Annotated in this window: 17 protein-coding genes; 8 read left to right on the top strand and 9 right to left on the bottom strand. The window is 64.0% G+C overall.

What is annotated here, in order from left to right; translation table 11 throughout:
- The first annotated feature begins 231 nt into the window (after positions 1–231).
- Both rpoB and rpoC read left to right on the top strand, forming a co-directional pair.
- Entirely contained in the window at positions 232–4,410 is a 4,179-nt protein-coding gene (gene rpoB / locus C7451_RS13330) for a DNA-directed RNA polymerase subunit beta (RefSeq protein ID WP_110299466.1), read from the top strand.
- A gap of 120 nt (positions 4,411–4,530) precedes the next feature.
- Entirely contained in the window at positions 4,531–8,742 is a 4,212-nt protein-coding gene (gene rpoC / locus C7451_RS13325) for a DNA-directed RNA polymerase subunit beta' (protein ID WP_110299465.1), read from the top strand.
- A 100-nt stretch (positions 8,743–8,842) separates the two neighbouring features.
- Here the strand turns inward: rpoC and C7451_RS13320 are convergent, their stop codons facing one another.
- The 3 genes from C7451_RS13320 to C7451_RS13310 all read right to left on the bottom strand — a co-directional run bounded on the left by C7451_RS13320 (position 8,843) and on the right by C7451_RS13310 (position 11,014).
- On the bottom strand, positions 8,843–9,412 hold the full coding sequence (locus tag C7451_RS13320; RefSeq protein ID WP_244181882.1) for a DsrE family protein: 570 nt from the start codon (positions 9,410–9,412) through the stop codon (positions 8,843–8,845).
- A gap of 209 nt (positions 9,413–9,621) precedes the next feature.
- Positions 9,622–10,221: an NAD(P)H:quinone oxidoreductase gene (gene wrbA / locus C7451_RS13315; protein WP_110299464.1), complete on the bottom strand. Its 600-nt coding sequence runs from the start codon at positions 10,219–10,221 to the stop codon at positions 9,622–9,624.
- An 82-nt stretch (positions 10,222–10,303) separates the two neighbouring features.
- Positions 10,304–11,014, bottom strand: a complete 711-nt coding sequence (locus C7451_RS13310) for a pirin family protein (RefSeq protein ID WP_110299463.1) — start codon at positions 11,012–11,014, stop codon at positions 10,304–10,306.
- A 113-nt stretch (positions 11,015–11,127) separates the two neighbouring features.
- Here C7451_RS13310 and C7451_RS13305 point away from each other — a divergent pair, with 113 nt between their 5' ends.
- From C7451_RS13305 to C7451_RS13295, 3 genes are all read left to right on the top strand, one after another.
- Positions 11,128–12,036: a LysR family transcriptional regulator gene (locus C7451_RS13305; protein ID WP_110299462.1), complete on the top strand. Its 909-nt coding sequence runs from the start codon at positions 11,128–11,130 to the stop codon at positions 12,034–12,036.
- Positions 12,037–12,308: 272 nt separating this feature from the next.
- Positions 12,309–13,010, top strand: a complete 702-nt coding sequence (ctrA, locus tag C7451_RS13300; protein ID WP_110299461.1) for a response regulator transcription factor CtrA — start codon at positions 12,309–12,311, stop codon at positions 13,008–13,010.
- A 159-nt stretch (positions 13,011–13,169) separates the two neighbouring features.
- Entirely contained in the window at positions 13,170–14,435 is a 1,266-nt protein-coding gene (locus tag C7451_RS13295) for an MFS transporter (protein ID WP_110299561.1), read from the top strand.
- Positions 14,436–14,438: 3 nt separating this feature from the next.
- On the opposite strand, the gene C7451_RS20415 is transcribed toward C7451_RS13295, so the two are convergent.
- The 5 genes from C7451_RS20415 to C7451_RS13275 are packed head-to-tail and all read right to left on the bottom strand — an operon-like array spanning position 14,439 to position 16,280.
- Complete coding sequence (locus tag C7451_RS20415) at positions 14,439–14,552, bottom strand: type II toxin-antitoxin system RelE/ParE family toxin (RefSeq protein ID WP_279629498.1); 114 nt, start codon at positions 14,550–14,552, stop codon at positions 14,439–14,441.
- The gene (locus C7451_RS13290) at positions 14,518–14,721 is read right to left on the bottom strand and encodes a type II toxin-antitoxin system RelE/ParE family toxin (RefSeq protein WP_279629497.1); all 204 of its coding nucleotides are present in this window, start codon (positions 14,719–14,721) and stop codon (positions 14,518–14,520) included. Before C7451_RS13290 ends, C7451_RS20415 begins: the two co-directional genes overlap by 35 nt.
- Positions 14,693–14,884, bottom strand: a complete 192-nt coding sequence (gene relB / locus C7451_RS13285; RefSeq protein WP_110299460.1) for a type II toxin-antitoxin system RelB family antitoxin — start codon at positions 14,882–14,884, stop codon at positions 14,693–14,695. The genes C7451_RS13290 and relB overlap by 29 nt, the downstream gene beginning before the upstream one ends.
- A gap of 4 nt (positions 14,885–14,888) precedes the next feature.
- On the bottom strand, positions 14,889–15,449 hold the full coding sequence (gene rsmD, locus C7451_RS13280) for a 16S rRNA (guanine(966)-N(2))-methyltransferase RsmD (protein WP_110299459.1): 561 nt from the start codon (positions 15,447–15,449) through the stop codon (positions 14,889–14,891).
- A 15-nt stretch (positions 15,450–15,464) separates the two neighbouring features.
- Positions 15,465–16,280 carry a pseudouridine synthase gene (locus C7451_RS13275; RefSeq protein WP_110299458.1) on the bottom strand — a complete coding sequence of 272 codons (816 nt, stop codon included), beginning with the start codon at positions 16,278–16,280 and terminating at the stop codon, positions 15,465–15,467.
- A gap of 97 nt (positions 16,281–16,377) precedes the next feature.
- On the opposite strand from C7451_RS13275, the gene C7451_RS13270 reads away from it, so the two are divergent.
- From C7451_RS13270 to C7451_RS13260, 3 genes are all read left to right on the top strand, one after another.
- Complete coding sequence (locus C7451_RS13270) at positions 16,378–16,806, top strand: response regulator (protein ID WP_110299457.1); 429 nt, start codon at positions 16,378–16,380, stop codon at positions 16,804–16,806.
- Between the two features lie 110 nt (positions 16,807–16,916).
- Positions 16,917–17,696 carry a DUF1223 domain-containing protein gene (locus C7451_RS13265; protein ID WP_167398551.1) on the top strand — a complete coding sequence of 260 codons (780 nt, stop codon included), beginning with the start codon at positions 16,917–16,919 and terminating at the stop codon, positions 17,694–17,696.
- Between the two features lie 83 nt (positions 17,697–17,779).
- Positions 17,780–19,120 carry an AmpG family muropeptide MFS transporter gene (locus C7451_RS13260; protein WP_244181880.1) on the top strand — a complete coding sequence of 447 codons (1,341 nt, stop codon included), beginning with the start codon at positions 17,780–17,782 and terminating at the stop codon, positions 19,118–19,120.
- A gap of 223 nt (positions 19,121–19,343) precedes the next feature.
- Here C7451_RS13260 and C7451_RS13255 read toward each other — a convergent pair whose 3' ends face one another.
- The gene (locus C7451_RS13255; protein ID WP_110299455.1) at positions 19,344–20,669 is read right to left on the bottom strand and encodes a bifunctional folylpolyglutamate synthase/dihydrofolate synthase; all 1,326 of its coding nucleotides are present in this window, start codon (positions 20,667–20,669) and stop codon (positions 19,344–19,346) included.
- Positions 20,670–20,746: the final 77 nt, after the last annotated feature.

Raw genomic sequence — 20,746 nt, 5'->3', positions numbered from 1 at the left:
TCGCAAAGCGGCGCGCTGCGGTTTGACAAGTCCAACACCGCTGCTTATATCGCGCTCCAACACCGGACGCTTCGAGACATGACAGGTTTGCGCGGACCTGCCGAACGAAGGAAGCTTCAGGGATAATTCTGACGCGATAGGCTGCGGTTCATGGGGTCCTCATGAGCTTGCGGCCTTTTGGCGTCTTTGTGCGCCCCGAATCGACAGACACGAAAAGGCGAAGACACGTTTATGGCAACTTCCGCACGAGCATCGGCCGCCACCAAGCCGACCCCGATGAAGCGTATCCGCAAGATCTTCGGTGACATCCACGAAGTCAGCGAAATGCCGAACCTCATTGAGGTCCAGCGCGAGAGTTACGAACAGTTCCTGCGTTCGGATCCCTCGATCGGTTATGTTTCGGGTCTGGAAAAGACGCTGCGCAGCGTGTTCCCGATCCGTGACTTTGCCGGAACCGCCGAACTCGACTTCGTGCATTACGAACTCGAGTCGCCCAAATACGATGTCGAGGAATGCCGTCAGCGCGGCATCACCTATGCAGCCCCGATGAAGGTGACGCTGCGCCTGATCGTCTTCGAGGTCGATGCCGAGACCGAAAGCCGCTCCGTGCTCGATATCAAGGAGCAGGACGTGTACATGGGCGACATGCCGCTGATGACCGCGAACGGCACGTTCGTGATCAATGGCACCGAGCGCGTGATCGTCAGCCAGATGCACCGTTCGCCGGGCGTGCTGTTCGATCATGACCGCGGCAAGACCCACTCGTCGGGCAAGTACCTGTTCGCCGCGCGCGTGATCCCGTATCGCGGTTCGTGGCTCGATTTCGAATTCGACGCCAAGGACATCGTGAATGTGCGTATCGACCGCAAGCGCAAGCTGCCGGTCACCTCGCTGCTCTATGCGCTGGGCCTTAACGACGAGGAAATCCTCGACTATTTTTATGAAACCGTGACCTATGAGCGCGGCACGGGCGGCTGGAAGATTCCGTTCGTCGCCGAACAGTGGCGCGGCATGAAGCCGGCGTTCGACATTGTCGATGCCGCGACCGGCGAAGTGGCGTTCAAGGCGGGCGACAAGATCACCCCGCGCGCCGCCACCAAGGCTGCCAAGGATGGCCTGGCCAGTCTGCTGATCCCGACCGAGGAAATCTTCGGCCGCTACAGCGCCTATGACCTGATCAACGAGCAGACCGGCGAGATCTATATCGAGGCGGGCGACGAGGTCACCGCCGAGAATCTGGAAAAGCTCGACAAGGCCGGCATCGATCAGCTGGTGCTGCTCGATATCGACCATGTCACCACCGGTCCGTGGATCCGCAACACGATGAAGGCCGACAAGGCCGACAGCCGCGACATGGGTCTCGATGCGATCTATCGCGTCATGCGCCCCGGCGAGCCGCCGACGCGCGAAACCGCCGATGCGCTGTTCGAAGGCCTGTTCTTCGACGCCGAGCGCTATGACCTCTCCGCCGTGGGGCGCGTCAAGCTCAACATGCGCCTGGAGCTCGACTGCGAGGACACCGTCACCACGCTGCGCCGCGAGGACATTCTGGCCGTCGTCAAGACGCTGGTCGACCTCAAGGACGGCAAGGGCGAAGTCGACGATATCGACAATCTGGGCAACCGCCGCGTGCGCTCGGTGGGCGAGCTGCTGGAAAACCAGTATCGCGTCGGACTGCTGCGCATGGAACGCGCGGTCAAGGAGCGCATGAGCTCGGTCGACGTGTCGACGGTGATGCCGAACGACCTGATCAACGCCAAGCCTGCGGTCGCTGCGGTGCGCGAGTTCTTCGGTTCGTCGCAGCTCTCGCAGTTCATGGACCAGACCAATCCGCTGGCCGAAGTCACCCACAAGCGCCGCGTTTCGGCGCTTGGCCCGGGTGGTCTGACCCGCGAGCGCGCGGGCTTCGAAGTCCGCGACGTTCACCCGACGCACTATGGTCGTATCTGCCCGATCGAAACGCCCGAAGGGCCGAACATCGGTCTGATCAACTCGCTCGCCTCGTTCAGCCGCGTGAACAAGTACGGCTTTATCGAAACCCCTTATCGCAAGGTGATCGATGGCAAGGTGACCGACGAGGTCGTGTATCTGTCGGCCATGGAAGAGGCCAAGCACACGATCGCGCAGGCGAATGCCGAGCTGAACGACGATGGCAGCTTTGCCGAGGACATCGTTTCGGCCCGCCAGGCCGGCGAATTCCTGATGGCGCCGCGCGACATCATCACGCTGATGGACGTCTCGCCGAAGCAGCTCGTCTCGGTCGCGGCATCGCTCATTCCGTTCCTGGAAAACGATGACGCCAACCGCGCGCTGATGGGATCGAACATGCAGCGTCAGGCCGTGCCGCTGGTGCGCGCCGAAGCGCCGTTCGTCGGCACCGGCATGGAAGAGACCGTGGCGCGCGATTCGGGCGCTGCTATCGCTGCCAAGCGCGCCGGCATCGTCGATCAGGTCGATGCGACCCGTATCGTGATCCGCGCCACCGGCTCGGTGGATTCGGGCAAGTCGGGCGTGGACATCTACACGCTGATGAAGTTCCAGCGCTCGAACCAGAACACCTGCATCAACCAGCGTCCGCTGGTGAAGGTGGGCGACGTGATTGCCGAGGGCGACATCATCGCCGACGGTCCGTCCACCGATCTGGGCGAGCTGGCGCTGGGCCGCAACGCGCTCGTCGCGTTCATGCCCTGGAACGGCTATAACTACGAGGACTCGATCCTCATCAGCGAACGCATCGTGAAGGATGACGTGTTCACCTCGATCCATATCGAGGAGTTCGAGGTCATGGCGCGCGATACCAAGCTGGGCCCCGAGGACATCACCCGCGACATCCCGAATGTCGGCGAGGAAGCGCTGCGCAACCTCGACGAGGCGGGCATCGTCTATATCGGTGCAGAAGTGCATCCGGGCGACATCCTGGTCGGCAAGATCACGCCCAAGGGCGAAAGCCCGATGACCCCGGAAGAAAAGCTGCTGCGCGCGATCTTCGGCGAAAAGGCGAGCGATGTGCGCGACACCTCGCTGCGTCTGTCGCCGGGCGTTTCGGGCACCGTCGTCGAAGTCCGGGTGTTCAACCGTCACGGCATCGACAAGGACGAGCGTGCGCTGGCGATCGAACGCGAGGAAATCGAGCGTCTGACCAAGGACCGCGAGGACGAGCGCGCCATTCTGAACCGTGCCACCTACAACCGCCTGCGCGAAATGCTGGTCGGTCAGGTCGCATCGGCTGCCCCCAAGGGCGTGAAGAAGGGCGTGACCATCGACGAGGCGCTGCTCGAGGAAGTCGAGAAGCACCTGTGGTGGAAGTTCGCGGTCGAGGACGATGCGGTCCAGGCCGATCTCGAAGCGGTCAAGGCCCAGTATGACGAGGCCGTGACCCGCATCACCGAGAAGTTCGACGACCGTCGCGAAAAGCTGGAGCGTGGTGACGAGCTGGCCCCGGGCGTGCTCAAGATGGTCAAGGTCTTCGTCGCGGTGAAGCGCAAGCTGCAGCCGGGCGACAAGATGGCCGGACGTCACGGCAACAAGGGGATCATCAGCCGCATCCTGCCGATCGAGGACATGCCGTTCCTTGAAGACGGCACGCATGTCGATTTCGTGCTCAACCCGCTGGGTGTGCCGAGCCGCATGAACGTCGGCCAGATTTTCGAAACCCATCTGGGCTGGGCTGCGCGCGGTCTGGGCCAGCAGATTTCGAAGGCGCTGGACGAATGGCGCGAGGCCAATCCGAATCCGGAAGCGGGCCCGCCGCCCGATGCCGTTCGCGAGAAGCTGAAATATGTCTACGGCCCCGAATATCATGCCGAGATCGACAACCGTTCGGATGACGGCGTGGTCGAACTGGCCGGCCTGCTGCGCAATGGCGTTCCGATGGGCACCCCGGTGTTCGACGGTGCGCGCGAGGCGGATGTGTCGCGGATGCTGGAGCGGGCGGGTCTTGATCCCTCGGGCCAGGTCGATCTATACGACGGCCGTACCGGCGACAAGTTCGACCGCAAGGTGACCGTGGGCTATATCTACATGCTCAAGCTGCATCACCTTGTGGACGACAAGATCCACGCGCGTTCGATCGGCCCCTACAGCCTCGTCACTCAGCAGCCGCTGGGCGGCAAGGCCCAGTTCGGCGGCCAGCGCTTCGGGGAAATGGAGGTCTGGGCGCTCCAGGCCTATGGCGCGGCCTATACGCTGCAGGAAATGCTGACGGTGAAGTCCGACGACGTGGTCGGCCGCACCAAGGTCTATGAGGCGATCGTCAAGGGTGACGACACGTTCGAGGCCGGCATCCCTGAAAGCTTCAACGTGCTGGTCAAGGAAATGCGCTCGCTGGGCCTGAATGTCGAACTGAACTCGCTCGACGCGCTGCCCGATCCGGACGAAGGCCCGGACGCGCTGCCGGAAGCCGCGGAGTAACCACTACTCCCCTCCCCCTCGGGGGAGGGGCCGGGGGTGGGGCCGATACGGGCTCCACCTGTGAAAATTCCCCACCCCAACCCCTCTCTGCGAAGGAGAGGGGCCAGGAAGGCGAAAAAAATGAACGAACTGACCAAATTCAACAATCCCGCCGTGAAGCCGGAAACCTTCGACGAGATCCAGATCGGTCTCGCCAGCCCCGAACGCATCCGGTCCTGGTCCTTCGGCGAGATCAAGAAGCCCGAGACGATCAACTATCGCACGTTCAAGCCCGAGCGTGACGGCCTGTTCTGCGCGCGCATCTTCGGTCCGGTGAAGGATTACGAGTGCCTGTGCGGCAAGTACAAGCGCATGAAGTACAAGGGCATCGTCTGCGAAAAGTGCGGCGTTGAAGTGACCGTGACCAAGGTCCGTCGCGAGCGCATGGGCCATATCGAACTGGCCGCGCCGGTCGCGCATATCTGGTTCCTGAAGTCGCTGCCGTCGCGCATCGGCCTGCTGCTCGACATGCAGCTCAAGCAGCTTGAGCGCGTGCTGTATTTCGAAAGCTACGTCGTGATCGAGCCGGGCCTCACCAGCCTGGAAAAGTATCAGCTGCTGACCGAAGACGAGCTGCTCGATGCGCAGGACGAGTTCGGCGAGGACGCCTTCTCCGCCGGCATCGGTGCCGAGGCCGTGCGTCAGATGCTGATGGATCTGGACCTCGAGCAGGAGCGTGCCGATCTGTTGCAGGAGCTTGAGACGACCAAGTCGGAACTCAAGCCCAAGAAGATCATCAAGCGCCTCAAGGTCGTGGAATCGTTCATCGATTCCGGCAACCGTCCCGAATGGATGATCCTGGAAGTCATCCCCGTGATCCCGCCCGAGCTGCGCCCGCTGGTGCCGCTGGATGGTGGCCGCTTTGCGACCTCGGACCTCAACGACCTTTATCGCCGCGTCATCAACCGCAACAACCGTCTGAAGCGGCTGATGGAACTGCGCGCGCCGGACATCATCGTGCGTAACGAAAAGCGCATGCTGCAGGAAGCCGTGGACGCGCTGTTCGACAACGGCCGTCGCGGTCGCATCATCACCGGTGCGAACAAGCGTCCCCTGAAGTCGCTGTCCGACATGCTCAAGGGCAAGCAGGGCCGCTTCCGTCAGAACCTGCTCGGCAAGCGCGTCGACTATTCGGGCCGTTCGGTCATCGTGACCGGCCCGGAACTCAAGCTGCACCAGTGCGGCCTGCCCAAGAAGATGGCGCTCGAGCTGTTCAAGCCGTTCATCTACGCACGCCTTGACGCCAAGGGTCTGTCGATGACCCTGAAGCAGGCCAAGAAGTGGGTCGAAAAGGAGCGCAAGGAAGTCTGGGACATCCTGGACGAGGTGATCCGCGAACATCCCGTGATGCTCAACCGCGCACCGACGCTGCACCGTCTGGGCATCCAGGCGTTCGAACCCGTGCTGATCGAGGGCAAGGCGATCCAGCTGCACCCGCTCGTCTGCTCGGCCTTCAACGCCGACTTCGACGGTGACCAGATGGCCGTCCACGTTCCGCTTTCGCTGGAAGCCCAGCTCGAAGCGCGCGTGCTGATGATGTCGACCAACAACATCCTGTCGCCCGCCAACGGCAAGCCGATCATCGTGCCCTCGCAGGACATGGTGCTGGGTCTGTACTATCTGTCGATGGACCGCGAAGGCGAGCCGGGCGAAGGCATGCTGATGGCGGACATCGCCGAAGTGCATCAGGCGCTCGAAGTGGGTGCGGTGACGCTCCACTCGAAGGTCATCGCGCGCGTTCCGCAGACCGACGAACAGGGCAACCAGTATCTGAAGCGCTACCAGACGACGCCGGGCCGCATGCTCATCGGCGAATGTCTGCCCAAGAGCCACAAGGTGCCCTTCGATGTCGTCAACCGCCTTCTGACCAAGAAGGAAATCGGCGACGTCATCGATCAGGTCTATCGTCACACCGGGCAGAAGGACACCGTCCTGTTCGCCGACGCGATCATGGGCCTGGGCTTCCGTCACGCCTGCCGCGCCGGCATCTCGTTCGGCAAGGACGACATGATCATTCCGGACAGCAAGGAGCGTCTGGTCGACGAGACCCGCGCGCTGGTGGCCGACTATGAGCAGCAGTATCAGGATGGTCTGATCACCCAGCAGGAAAAGTACAACAAGGTGATCGACGCCTGGAGCCGTTGCGGCGACCAGGTCGCGAACGCCATGATGGAAGAAATCAAGGCGACGCCCAAGGACGAGCATGGCCGCGAGGCGCCCGTCAACTCGATCTACATGATGAGCCATTCGGGTGCGCGTGGTTCGCCAGCGCAGATGAAGCAGCTTGCCGGTATGCGCGGCCTGATGGCCAAGCCGTCGGGCGAGATCATCGAAACGCCGATCATCTCGAACTTCAAGGAAGGCCTGACCGTTCTTGAATACTTCAACTCGACCCACGGCGCGCGCAAGGGTCTGGCGGATACGGCGCTCAAGACGGCGAACTCGGGTTACCTGACCCGTCGTCTGGTCGACGTGTCGCAGGACTGCGTCATCGTGCAGGAAGACTGCGGCACCGAACGGGCGCTGGAAATGCGCGCGATCGTGCAGGGCGGCTCGGTCATCGCCTCGCTCGGCGAGCGCATCCTGGGCCGTACCTTGGCCGAGGATATCGTCGACGCGAAGTCGGGCGATGTCGTTGTCGCCAAGGACACGCTGCTCGACGAAGCCGCCGTGGCGTCGATCGAGGCTCTGGGCATCCAGGCAGCGCGCATCCGTTCGCCGCTGATCTGCGAAGCGACCCAGGGCGTGTGCGGCAAGTGCTATGGCCGCGACCTGGCGCGTGGTACCCCGGTCAATATCGGTGAAGCTGTCGGCGTGATCGCCGCGCAGTCGATCGGTGAGCCTGGAACCCAGCTGACCATGCGTACCTTCCATATCGGTGGTGCGGCGCAGCTCAACGAGCAGTCGAACCTCGAAGCGGTGGCCGATGGCACGCTGCAGTACCGGGATATCCCGACCATCGTGAACAAGCGCGGTCAGCGCCTGTCGCTCGCCCGTAACGGCGAAATCGCGATCGTCGACAAGGAAGGCCGCGAGCGTGCGGTCCACCGCATCCCGTACGGCACGGTGCTGCTGGTCGACGACAATGGCGCGGTGAACATCGGCGATCGCATCGCCGAATGGGATCCGTTCACCATGCCGGTGATCACCGATACCAGCGGTGTCGTGAAGTATCAGGACCTGATCGACGGCAAGACGCTGGTCGAGCAGACCGACGATGCCACCGGTATCGCGCAGCGCGTGGTCGTGGAGTTCCGCGGATCGAGCAAGGCGAAGTCCAAGGAAGACCTGCGTCCCCGCCTCACCCTGCTGGATGAGGGTTCGGGCGAAGCGGCGCGCTACATGCTCGCCGTGGGTGCGATGCTCTCGGTCGAGGATGGCCAGAAGGTCGAAGCCGGCGATGTTCTCGCCCGCGTCAGCCGCGAAGCCGCCAAGACCCGCGACATCACCGGCGGTCTGCCGCGCGTGGCCGAGCTGTTCGAGGCGCGCAAGCCCAAGGACAATGCGATCATCGCCAAGGTCTCGGGCCGCATCGAGTTCGTCCGCGACTACAAGGCCAAGCGCAAGATCGCGATCCACCCGGAAGAGGGCGAACCGGTCGAGTATCTGGTGCCCAAGTCGAAGGTCATCGACGTCCAGGAAGGCGACTATGTCAAGAAGGGCGACAACCTGATCTCGGGCTCGCCTGATCCGCACGACATTCTGGAAGTGCTGGGCGTGGAAGCGCTGGCCGAATATCTGGTCAGCGAAATCCAGGAAGTCTATCGCTTGCAGGGCGTGAAGATCAACGACAAGCACATCGAGGTGATCGTTCGCCAGATGCTGCAGAAGGTCGAGATCACCGATGGCGGCGACACCACGCTGCTGCCGGGCGAACAGCTCGATGCCGAGGAGATGAACGAGGTCAACGCCCGTCTTCCCGAAGGCAAGAAGTTTGCCGAAGGCAAGCCGGTGCTGCTCGGCATCACCAAGGCCTCGCTGCAGACGCGTTCGTTCATCTCGGCTGCGTCGTTCCAGGAAACCACCCGGGTGCTCACCCAGGCGGCGGTGGAAGGCAAGCGGGACTCGCTGATCGGCCTGAAGGAGAACGTGATCGTGGGCCGCCTGATCCCGGCGGGCACCGGTGCGGGCATGGCGCGCATCCGCATCGCCGCGAACAGCCGCGACGCCGCGCTCCGTGCCCAGCAGCGCGCGCTGCAAAAGGCGATGGCGGCTGCGAACGAGGTCGAGGCAGCTCCCGCCCCGGCTCCGGTCGCTGCCGAAGCCGAAGCGGTGGACAGCGACGCCGAATAAGCGTTGACCTACGCTCCTCCAGTGCGCCTGGAGGAGCCAGCCAAAACAAAACCCTGCCGGAAGCATATTCCGGCAGGGTTTTTGTTTGTCTGTGCCCGGCTCAGAACGGGTTGAGCGTATAGCCCTGCTGCTGCAACTGCGCATGCGCGGTCATCGCGGAGAGCGCCAGCCTGACCCCGGGTGCCAGCTGGTCGCGCCTGATGCCGAGGGCCGCTGCGCTCTGGCCGCACAGGATGAACTGCACGTCATGCCGCTGCAGCGTGGCGATCGCGGCCAGATTGGCATTGGCCGCGCCAACATGTTTAGCCGCATAAGTGGCCGCGTCGGTCAGGTCGAAGGAGGCCTGGCCGTGCACCACCACGGCGATACGGATCGCTTCGGCCGGTACGCCCGCCTCTACATGCATGTTGATGAACCGCGCTGCGCTATCGATGGTGCGGTTGATGCTCCCGGGCTTGCCAGGCTCGCTGACATCAAAGGCAATGCTGAAGGTCGCGTCGGCGGGGATGGGGGCGTGCCCCTCCACGCTGGCAACGGATCCGAATTCCTTGATCGTCGTGCCCGGATGGAAGCCGGGGCGCATGGTGTCCTGCGCATGACCCGTTGCGGGGCATGAACCGATGCTCAGCGCCAGCAGGCACAGAATGGATGTGTAACGCATGGATGGCATGTGAATCTCCCTGATCTCGCGCCCCGTCCGGACACAGACGGCGGCTGGCCCTGTGTCGTCCGTAGCACATCCTGAAGGAAACAGGGGCTGCCAACCAGATGCCTGCGCGCCTCAAGCGCAGGGTGCCAATGCAAACCGCCCGCACCCTGTCTGGCAGGGCGCGAGCGGAAAGCTCCCGAGCGGGCGGGGAGGGGAAGGGGATTAGGGAATTATGCCGTCAGCTTGGCCGCCGTGCGCGCGACCTTGGCCCCCAGATAGCGTGCGCCATCCAGATCGATCTGATGCGGCTGGCGCGATCCGTCACCGCCGGCAATGGTGCTGGCACCATAAGGCGATCCGCCGGCAACCTCTTCATTGCTCAGCTGACCCTGGAAGCCATAATCGAGGCCTACGATGGTCAGGCCATGATGCAGCAGGTTGGTGAGGATCGAGAAATGCGTCGTCTCCTGGCCGCCATGCTGGCTGGCAGTCGAGGTGAACGAGGCACCGACCTTGCCCACCAGCGCGCCCTTGGCCCACAAGCCACCGGTGCGGTCCCAGAAGGCCGCCATCTGGCTCGACATGCGGCCGAAACGGGTGCCGGTGCCGACGATGATCGCATCGTAATCGGCCAGCTCTTCAGGGGTGGCGATCTCGGCCGCCTGGTCGAGCTTGAAATGGCTCGCACGGGCAACCTCTTCGGGAACGGTTTCGGGGACGCGCCTGATGGTCACGTCCGCGCCTTCGCCGCGCGCGCCTTCTGCGACAGCCTCGGCCATCGTCTCGACATGGCCATAAGACGAATAATACAGCACCAGAACCTTTGCCATGGGAATTCTCCTTGATGAAATCGGGGATGAAAAGGGGTGCCCCGCCGCCCGGAAGGGGGAAGGCGGCGGGGCGGGGGAGGGATCAGTGGGTGCGGGTCTCCGCGATCAGGAATTCGGCATCTTCCAGCGCCGTGATCGTGATCTCGGGTTCGCGGGTGATCGCTGCAGCATCGCGTTCGCCGATCTCGACGCCGTTGACGCTGACGCTGCCCGCAGACACCACCAGATACCCGGCATAAGCCGGGTCGATCCGGTGGGTGATGCTGTCGCCCTTGGCCAGGGTTGCCCCGGACAACCGCGCATCGGCCCGGATCATCAGCGCGCCCGCCAGGATGTCCTCGTCACGGCCGCTGGCCAGGACTTCCAGCTTGCCCGAACGCTCACCCTTGGGGAACTGCTTGGCATCCCAGCGCGGCGCACCGCCCGCCTCATCGGGAATGATCCAGATCTGGAACAGCCGGGTTTCCTCGTCCTCCAGGTTGAACTCGCTATGCGCCACGCCAGTGCCTGCGCTCATCACCTGAACATCGCCGGCCTCGGTGCGGCCTTCATTGCCCAGGCTGTCGCGATGGGTGATCGCGCCGGTGCGGACATAGGTGATGATTTCCATGTCGCGATGCGGATGGGTGGGGAAACCGCTCTTGGGGGCGATCTCGTCATCGTTCCAGACGCGCAAGCTACCCCAGCCCATGCGGGCCGGATCGTGATAGCCGCCGAACGAGAAATGATGGCGGGCATTGAGCCAGCCGTGATTGGCGTGACCCAGAGTGGAAAAATCGCGTTTCTCGATCATGTCACTTGCTCCTTGCCGGGATCGGTCCTGTGCCGACCGCTTGGCTTGAGCAACAGATAGGCTTGCGCTATCGTTTCCGAAATAGCCAGTCTGGAAAAGGATTGTTTCCAATTATGCGACTCCCGGATTTCGAGGCCTGGGCCGTTTTTGCCGCCGTTGCCGATACGGGCAGCTTCACTGCGGCAGCAGAAGCGCTCAGCCTGTCCAAGGCCAAGGTCTCCAAGGCCGTGTCGCGGCTTGAGGCGGAACTGGGCACCGTGCTGTTTCATCGAACCTCGCGGCGGCTGTCGCTTTCCGCAGCGGGGCGGTCGCTTGTTGATCATGCCCGGCGCATCCGCATGGATGGCGAGGCGGCGGTCGAGGCCGCACGCGACGAGGCTGTGCTGCTCAATGGAACGGTGCGGATCGCCGTGCCGATGAGCTTTGGCCTCAGCGCGGTCGCGCCGCTGATTGCGCAATTCATGGCGCTGCATCCAGGCATATTGATCGACATGCACCTGTCCGACGCTCGGGTGGATCTGGTCGATCAGGGCTTCGACCTGGCGCTGCGCATCGCCGTGCTGCCCGACAGCAGTCTGCGCGCGATCCGCCTGCGCACCGTCAAGCTCTATCTGATCGCCGCACCGGGCTATTGCGCCCTCCACGGTACGCCGCGCCATCCCGCAGATCTTGAGGGCCACAAGGGCGTCCACTATGCCAACAGCACGCAGCCGGGGCTCTGGCCATTGACCGGCCCGGACGGCACGCGGGTGCTGGCCCGGGCCAGACCTGCGCTGATCGTCAACAATGCCGATGCTGCGATGCCCGCCGTGCTCGACGGCCAGTGTATCGCGGCCTTGCCCGATTTCTTCTGCCTCGAGGGGCTGTCTGACGGGCGGCTGATCGAATTGCTGCCTAACTGGCGGTTCGAGCCGCTGACGCTCAGCATCGTCACCCCACCATCGCCGCATCGTCCCGCACGCGTGGATGCCTTGATCGCGTGGCTCCGTCCCAGGCTGGCGGAAGGTGGGCTGGGGGAGTAAATTCGTGTCTCGGCCCGTTACCAATTGGAAACCAATTGGAGTTAACCGGTACAAATGCGACGAACCGAAAGGGACCGTCAAAGCACCGGAAACAGGAGTCTTTGCGACCCGTCCGTGCTCGCCCAGGCCATTGCGACTCGCGGAGTCGGGCCGGTTAATCCAAAATTAACCTTTTGCGCCCAAAAAAATATGGTTAATGTTTTCCTCGTCGATCCGTTCTTGGGTCCAGATGACTGAACGGTGCCGATGGCACGGGCGAAAAGGGGCTGCACATGCGGGTGCTTTTGATCGAAGATGAGCCGACCACGGCCAAGGCAATCGAGCTTATGCTCACCACCGAGGGATTCAATGTCTATACCACCGACCTCGGCGAGGAAGGCCTGGATCTGGGCAGGCTCTATGATTACGACATCATCCTGCTCGACCTGAACCTGCCCGACATGCACGGCTATGACGTGCTGAAGAAGCTGCGCGTCGCCAAGGTGCAGACGCCGGTACTGATCCTGTCCGGCATTTCGGAAATGGACAGCAAGGTGCGTTCGTTCGGCTTCGGTGCCGACGATTACGTGACCAAGCCCTTCCATCGCGAAGAGCTGATCGCGCGCATCCATGCCGTGGTGCGCCGTTCCAAGGGCCATTCGCAAAGCGTCATCCGCACCGGCAAGCTGGCCGTCAACCTGGATGCCAAGACCGTCGAGGTCGATGGCGCCCGCGTGCACCTGACCGGCAAGGAATATGCGATGCTCGAGCTGCTGTCGCTGCGCAAGGGCACCACGCTGACCAAGGAGATGTTCCTGAACCATCTTTATGGCGGCATGGACGAGCCCGAACTCAAGATCATCGACGTCTTCATCTGCAAGCTGCGCAAGAAGCTCGCGCTGGCGTGCGGTGGCGAAAATTATATCGAGACCGTCTGGGGCCGTGGCTATGTGCTGCGCGATCCGGAGGCCGATGGCGACGTGATCGCTGCCTGATCGTTCCTGAACTACCCTTCACTCTTCCCATCTTCCTGAAAGGGGTCGCGGGCAACCGCGGCCCCTTTTGGCTGTTTTCGTCCCCGACAGGGCGCATGGCTTTTGCTTGCCAAGGGCAGGTCCGGCGCTAACGGTTGCCCGCTCGGGAAGGGGAGAATGATGCATCCATATCGTGCCCATGCCCGCGTGCTGACCGCCTCGCTGGTCGGCACCGCGGTCGAATTCTACGATTTCTATATCTATGCGACCGCCGCCGCTCTGGTGTTCGGACCGCTGTTCTTCCCGTCCGACAGCGCCTCGGCGCAGCTGATGCTGAGCTATATGAGCTTTGGCCTGGCCTTTTTCGCGCGGCCGGTCGGGGCCATCGCGTTCGGGCATTTCGGCGACCGGATCGGGCGCAAGTCCACCCTGGTCGCATCGCTGCTGCTGATGGGCGGGTCGACGCTGCTGATCGCCTTCCTGCCGACCTGGCAGATGGTGGGCTGGGTCGCGCCGTTGCTGCTGTGCATCCTGCGGTTCGGCCAGGGTTTCGGTCTGGGCGGCGAATGGGGCGGCGCGGCGCTGCTGGCGGTGGAAAATGCGCCGTCTGGCTGGTCGGCGCGCTTCGGCATGGCCCCACAACTGGGAGCGCCTGTCGGGTTCATCGCTGCCAACGGGCTGTTCCTGCTGCTGGGGCTGAACCTGACCGAAGAGCAGTTTGTCGCCTGGGGCTGGCGCGTGCCGTTTCTTGCCAGCGGCATCCTTGTGGGTCTCGGCCTCTGGGTGCGCCTGAAAATCAGCGAGACACCCGATTTCGCGCGCGTGCTGGAGGCAGAACGTCCCGCGCCGGTCCCGGTGGCCGAACTGCTGCGCCATCATCTGCGCGCGACGCTGGCGGGAACCTTCGCGGTCGTCGCCTGCTTTGCGATCTTCTATCTCTCGACGGCATTCGCTTTGGGCTATGCGACGACCGCGCTGGGGCACGACCGCACCAGCTTCCTGATCGTCCAGCTGGGCGCAATCCTGTTCCTGGCGCTGGGCATCGTCATCTCGGGCTATCGCTCGGACGCGACTACCAGTGGGCGCGTGCTGATGATCGGCTGCGCGGCCACGGTGGGTGTCGGCCTGATGTTCGGGCCGCTGCTGGGGTCCGGATCGCTCTGGCTCGCCTGGATCGCGCTCTCGGTCGCATTATTGGTCATGGGCTTTGTCTATGGCCCATTGGGTGCCTGGCTGCCGCAGCAATTCCCGGCGCGAGTGCGCTATACCGGAGCATCGGTAGCCTTTAACGGTGGAGGCATCATCGGCGGCGCGCTCGCCCCGATCGCCGCGCAGGCGCTGGCCGATCGCGGCGGCGCGGATGCCGTGGGCCTGTATCTGGCGGCGGCGGGCCTGGTCAGCTTTGCCGGGCTATGGGCGCAACGGGGGCGGGCGGTTGCCGGATAGCGCTCAGGGATATTGCTGACGGGCATGCATCACAGCGGCCATGATCACTGCATCGTCGGTCACGCGATAGATGATGATGTAGTTAGGGTGGACAATGGCTTCCCGCGTTCCATTCACCCGTCCGGTCCTTGTACATGAGTGGATGCTGGGTCAACCGATCAGCACAGGCCAGGATAGCGTCTTCCAGCTTTCTTGCGGCACGTACGTTCCGTGACGCAATGTATTCCGATATGTCCCGAAGATCGGCGAGCGCCGCCTCAGTCCAGATCAGCTTCAGGGGTTTCATATTTGCTGATGATTTCGCGCATCTGCCTCATGACTTCTTCATGCGGGATATATGGCCCGCCCGATTGCAGCGCACGTTCCACTTTGGCGCGAAACCACGTATCATAAGCCTCTTCCTCTTCGGACGAGGCGAATTCGGACTCGATGGGCGAATATTTAGCCATGGGATCAGTCTATCACATCGCCCAACGGCCGCAACAGCGTGAGCTTTGCCTTGCCGACGACCCGCTCTGCATCGATCTCGAACCCGGAGACGTCGAGCTTTTCCCTGGCCGATGTTTCCACGCTGATCCAGCTCGACGGCGCGAACCAGCCCAGCCGGTTCAGCTTGTCGAGCGCCACCGCGCCCGCGCCTGTGCCATAAGGCGGGTCGAGCAGAATCAGGTCGAACGGCTTGATCGCAGGGCCCAGCGACAATGCTGAACTGGGCCGCACCTCGCAGCGCGCCTCCGCTCCGAGCAGCCGGATATTGCCCTTGAGCACGTCGATCGCCGGACGGTCCTGTTCGACAAAGGTGCAACTGGCCGCGCCGCGCGACAAGGCTTCCAGCCCCAGCGCACCTGAGCCTGCGAAAAGGTCGAGCACGCTCAGTTCCTCGAAAGAACCCAAGCGGCTGGTGAGCATCGAGAACAGCGTCTCGCGGGTGCGATCGGCGGTGGGGCGGGTGGTGTCGCCCGGCGGGGCCTTCAGCTTGCGCCCCCGCCATTCGCCCGAGATGATGCGGAGCATGTTAACCCTCGATCCTCATTTCAGCGTCTTCCTGAACGCGACCACATCGTGCCGTCGCACCTCCTCGATCGCGCCGACATCCAGCCCGTCGAGCACGAACGGGCCATAGCGGGTGCGGATGAGGCGCGAGACCTTGAGGCCGAGATGTTCGAGCACGCGGCGGACTTCGCGGTTCTTGCCCTCGGTCAGCGTCATCTCGATCCAGCCGTTGCGCCCGGTGCGGCGCTCCAGATTGGCGTCGATCTTGCCATAGCGGATGCCCTCGATGGTGATGCCGTGGATCAGATCCTCGAGCTGCGCCTGGCTGACCTCTCCGAAGGCGCGCGCGCGATAGGTGCGCTCGACGCCGGTGGCGGGCAGTTCCATCTGGCGCTTCAGTTCGCCGTCATTCGTCATCAGCAAGAGGCCCTCGGTATTGAGGTCGAGCCTGCCGATCGGCATCATCCGCGGCGCATCCGGCGCGACCTTGGCCAGGTGCTCGTAGATCGTCGGGCGCCCGGTAAAGTCGCGCTCGGCGGTGAGCAGCCCGGCGGGCTTGTGGAAGCACCACAGCTTTGCGGGCGCAGGTTCCTTGACCGGCTTGCCATCGACGGTGATGCCATTGAGGCTGGTCAGTACCGTCGCTGGCGTGGTGATGACGACGCCATCGCGCGCGACGCGACCGCCCTCGATCATCCGCTCGATTTCGCGGCGCGAGGCGATGCCGGCGCGCGCCAGCAGCTTGGCGATGCGCTGGCCCTCGCCGAGCGTGGAGGTCCTGGCCTTGGGTTGTGCGGCGAGCGGCGACGGGCTGTCGTCGAGCGGATCGAATTTCGGTTTCCGGGGGGGCATGCGCGCTGCTATAACGTCGAAGCGCGCGCGCGGGAACGCAAGAATTGCAATCAGCGTAATTGCTGTTCCTGCTGCCCGCCTCTCAGAAAGTCCCTCCATGCTGTTTTCGCGGTTCACTCGGTCGATCGAAACCATATTGATCGTGGAGGATGAGCCGCTGGTGGCCTTTGACAACGAGTTGCGGGTGGTCGATGCGGGCTATCGCGTCGTGGCAACGGTGGATACGGAAGCCGAAGCCATTGCGATTCTGGAGCGTGAGCCGATCCATCTGGTGCTCGCGGACGTCAACCTGTCGCGCGGCGGCAGCGGGGTCGAGGTCGCACGCGCGGCGAGCGAGCGCGACATACCGGTGCTGTTTGCGACCGGCATGTGCCCCGGCCATGCCAGGCAATATGCGATCGGCTGCCTGATCAAGCCCTATAGCGCGGCCGAACTGGTCAAGGCGATCCATGCGGTCGACCTGCTTATTCGTGGCAAGACTCCCAAGGCGATGCCCAAGCCGCTGAACCTCTATTCAGCCGCGTAACCGCCGCCGTCAATGCAGCGAACCGCGCATCCATGGACGGCGCGCCAATGGAGTGCCCAGGCAAGCAATGCCTGGGCATGGCGCGTCGGGCGGCCTTGAAAGGTTGTGCGATGCTGAAATTCTGGGTCCCCTTGTTGGCTGTCACAGGCCTGGCCGGGTTCGTGATGTTCAATGCGCGGGTCGAACCGCCCTCTGCCGCGCATGCGGCGCAAGCGGCGTCACCGGCGGCGCTGACGCCTTCCACGGCCGGGCCGGTCGTTGCGGAACTGTTCACAAGCCAGGGCTGCTCGTCCTGCCCTCCTGCCGATGCGGTCGCGGCGCGGCTGGCGCGCGATCCGGCCATCCTCGTGATCAGCCGCCCAGTGACCTATTGGGACCGGCTCGGATGGAAGGACAGTCTGGGTCGCGAGGAGAATACCAGGCTGCAGCGGCAATATGGCGACAAGGCCTTTGCCGGCGCGAATATCTATACCCCGCAACTCGTGGTCGATGGGCGCGCGCAGGCGGTCGGCAGCCAGGAAGCGAAGGTGCGCAGCCTGCTCGCCACCGTTGCTGTGGCGCGGCGCAAGTCCGGGCTGAGTGTCCGGATCGCCGCTGCCGGCATGGGCAAACAGGTGATGCTCGATGGTGCCGGGGGCCAGCAGGCCGAGCTGGTACTGGTCGCGCTTGCGTCCGGGCGCACGGTCAGCATCGGCGCCGGCGAAAATGGCGGGCGCAAGGTGCATTACACCAATGTCGTGCTCGCGGAGCGCAATCTTGGCGCGTGGACCGGCGGCGCGCAGACCGTCACGATCACGCCGGACATGCTCCGCGTCGCTGGTGCGGATCGGCACGCGCTGCTGGTGCGCCAGGGGCCGGGCGGGCCGGTGATCGGATCGGCGGTGATCTGAACGCGGCGGCGGGCGCAAAAGCCTCTGGCGTAAATCGCTCGTGCCGCTAGTTTCCCGATCCGGGATACGGGAAGGGAAGCTGAATGACCGAACACACTGCCGGGATCGCGCCCGAAGTCACAGGCTGGCGCGCGTCGATACCGGCGGGCTTGCGCCCCTATACCGAGGCCGCGCCGGTGGCGGCGCTGTTTCTGGGCATTTCCTCAGGCTTCCCTTTCGCAATGATCGCGGCGACGCTCTCAACGCGCCTCGCCCAATCGGGAATCGAGAAATCGACCGTCACCGCCTTTGCACTCACCTTCCTCGCCTATAATTTCAAATGGCTCTGGGCGCCGATCATCGATGCGGTGAAGCTGCCGCTGCTCGGCCGGATCGGTCAGCGCGTTTCGTGGCTGATCTTCTGTGCGGTGCTGGTGATGGTCGCGATCATGAACCTGGGGCTCGCCGACCCAGAAGCCGATATTGCCAGCGTCGCGGTCGCGGCGATCCTGGTCGGCGTGGCAGGCGCGACCTTCGACATCGTGATCGATGCCTATCGTATCGAGCTTCTGGAGCCACACCAATTGGGCGTGGGATCGGGGATGAGCCAATATGGCTGGCGCATTGGCGCGGCGCTCGCCGGATCGGTGGCGCTGGTCGTTGCGGCGCGCAGCGACTGGACCACCGCCTATATCGCGGTCTCGTTCTTCGGCCTGTTCGCGGTCATCACCGGCCTCGTCATGGGTGAGCCCGCGCGCCGACAGGAGCCCAAGCCGCTCAAGGGCCCGGTCGCCGCCGCGATCGCCTATGTCAGCCCGCTCGCCGAGTTCTTCAAGCGCCAGGGGGCGCTCGTCGTGCTGCTGTTCGTGCTGGTGCACAAGATCGGCGACACGCTCGCCAACCTGACGCTGCGGCTGCTGTTCGAGGATCTGGGCTTCACCAATGACGAGCTGGCGATCTACGACGTGGGTCTGGGCTTCTGGGCGCTGCTCGCGGGGATTTTCGTCGGCGGGATACTCTATGCGCGGCTCGGCATGAAACGCTCGGTGCTGATCAGCCTCATCCTGATGGCCGTCTCCAACCTCGCCTTTGCCGGGCTTGCCACGGTCGGGCACAGCACCTGGGCAATGGCGGGCGCCATGGGCTTCGAGAATTTCGCCAGCGGCATCGGCGGGGTGTGCGTGGTCGCCTATCTCTCGGCGCTGTGCAACCTCGAGTTCACTGCGACCCAGTTCGCGCTACTCTCGGCGGCGGCGAGCATCACGGGCCGGTTCCTGACTGGAACGCTGGCAGGGGGAATGATCGAATCGCTCGGCTTCACCAGTTTCTATCTGGTGACAACCGTCGCTGCGCTGCCGGGCGTACTGCTGTTCTGGTGGATGATGGCCAGCGGGCTGGTCGATCGCTCGCTCGGCACGGCGGGGACCGAGGAGAATGGGGGGTAGAGCTACCAATCGCCCCCTCCGTTTGTCCCGAGCGAAGTCGAGGGACTTATTCGGGGCGGTTGAGAAAGGTCCCTCGACTTCGCTCGGGACAAACGGGAAGGGGTATTGAAAGAACGTCACGCCCTGTGCCCATTCCGTTCTCCGGCGAAAGCCGGAGCCCAAGAGTCAGATGGCATTGCAGCCGCTCTGGATTCCGGCTTTCGCCAGAAAGCGGGAATGACGTTCAATCAGGCTCCTGCCCGTTGGCCCTGAGCACCTCGCCTGCGAGATAGAGCGAGCCCGCGATCAGCACCGGAGCTGCCTCGCGTTCGGCCAGCAGCGCCATGGCCGCGCGCACATCCTCTGCCGCGACCACCTCGATCCCCGAGGAGAGGCATCGCTGAAACGCATCGGCATCGTGCCATTCATGCCCCGGCACCGGCAGCGCGGTAACGCTGGCGAGATGCGGCTCCAGCGGGCCGAGCAGGGCGCCGGGCTGCTTGTTCGAGAGCATCCCGATGATCAGATGCACCTTGCCGCCCATCGCCGCGACATGCCGCGCCAGCGCCGCACCGGCGTCGGGATTGTGCCCGCCATCGAGCCATACCGGCGCGTCGGTGCCGAGCAGCGCGACGAGCGGACCATCGTTCAGCCGCTGCATCCGCGCGGGCCATTCGGCCCAGCCCATGGCGGCGTTCAAGGCACTGTCGGGGATGCTGAGTGCGCTCTGGTGGCGGATCATCGCGACGGCGAGCGCGGCATTGTCCGCCTGGTGCGCGCCGGGCAGGCGTGGCACGGGCAGGCCAAGCTTGCCGTCGACATCGCGATAATGCAGCCGCCCCTGATAGAGCGCCGCGTCCCAGTCCTCGCCGCGTGCCTTGACATAGGCACCCGCGCGCATCGCCTGGCCCGCGATCGCGCCCATCATGCCGATGGCATATTTCTGGATGACCAGCGGCACGCCCTGCTTGGCAATCCCTGCTTTCTCGAACGCGATCCGTTCGAGCGGGATTTCGGGCGTGCCTTCCTCCGGCGCGAGCAGGAAAGCCTCGTGATCGATCCCGAGCGCCGCGATGCCGCAGACCGCAGGCGCGGGCAGCACGTTGGTCGCATCGAGCCGGCCGCCCAGCCCCACCTCGATGACGCAGGCGTCCGCCGGTGTCTCGGCAAAGGCGAGGAAGGCGGCGGCAGTGGTCACCTCGAAAAAGCTGGCGTTGATGCCCTCGGCAATGTCGAGCACCCGCGCGAGATAATCGGCGAGCGCCTCATCCTCGATCAGCCGACCGGCAAGGCGAATGCGCTCGTTGAAACGCACCAGATGCGGGCTGGTATAGACATGGGCGACGCGGCCCGAAGCCTCGATCGCGGCGCGCAGGAATGCGCAGGTCGATCCCTTGCCGTTGGTGCCCGCGACGTGAAAGACCGGCGGCAGGCGAAGGTGCGGATTGCCGAGGCGATCGAGCAGCGCGGTGATCCGCTCCAGCCCCAGCACATCGCGCCCCGGCGACAGCGCAGCAAGCCGGTCGAGCTGGGTCTGGACGCCGGGATGGGAAGAGATGGCATGGTCCACCTCAAAATCCTCCCCGGAACGGGGAGGGGGACCGCGCAGCGGTGGAGGGGAAGCGGGATTGAACTCCGGATGAAGGC

The sequence above is a fragment of the Blastomonas natatoria genome (assembly GCF_003201955.1).
GTDB lineage: Bacteria > Pseudomonadota > Alphaproteobacteria > Sphingomonadales > Sphingomonadaceae > Blastomonas > Blastomonas natatoria.
This window is presented reverse-complemented; position numbering and strand designations above follow the sequence as displayed.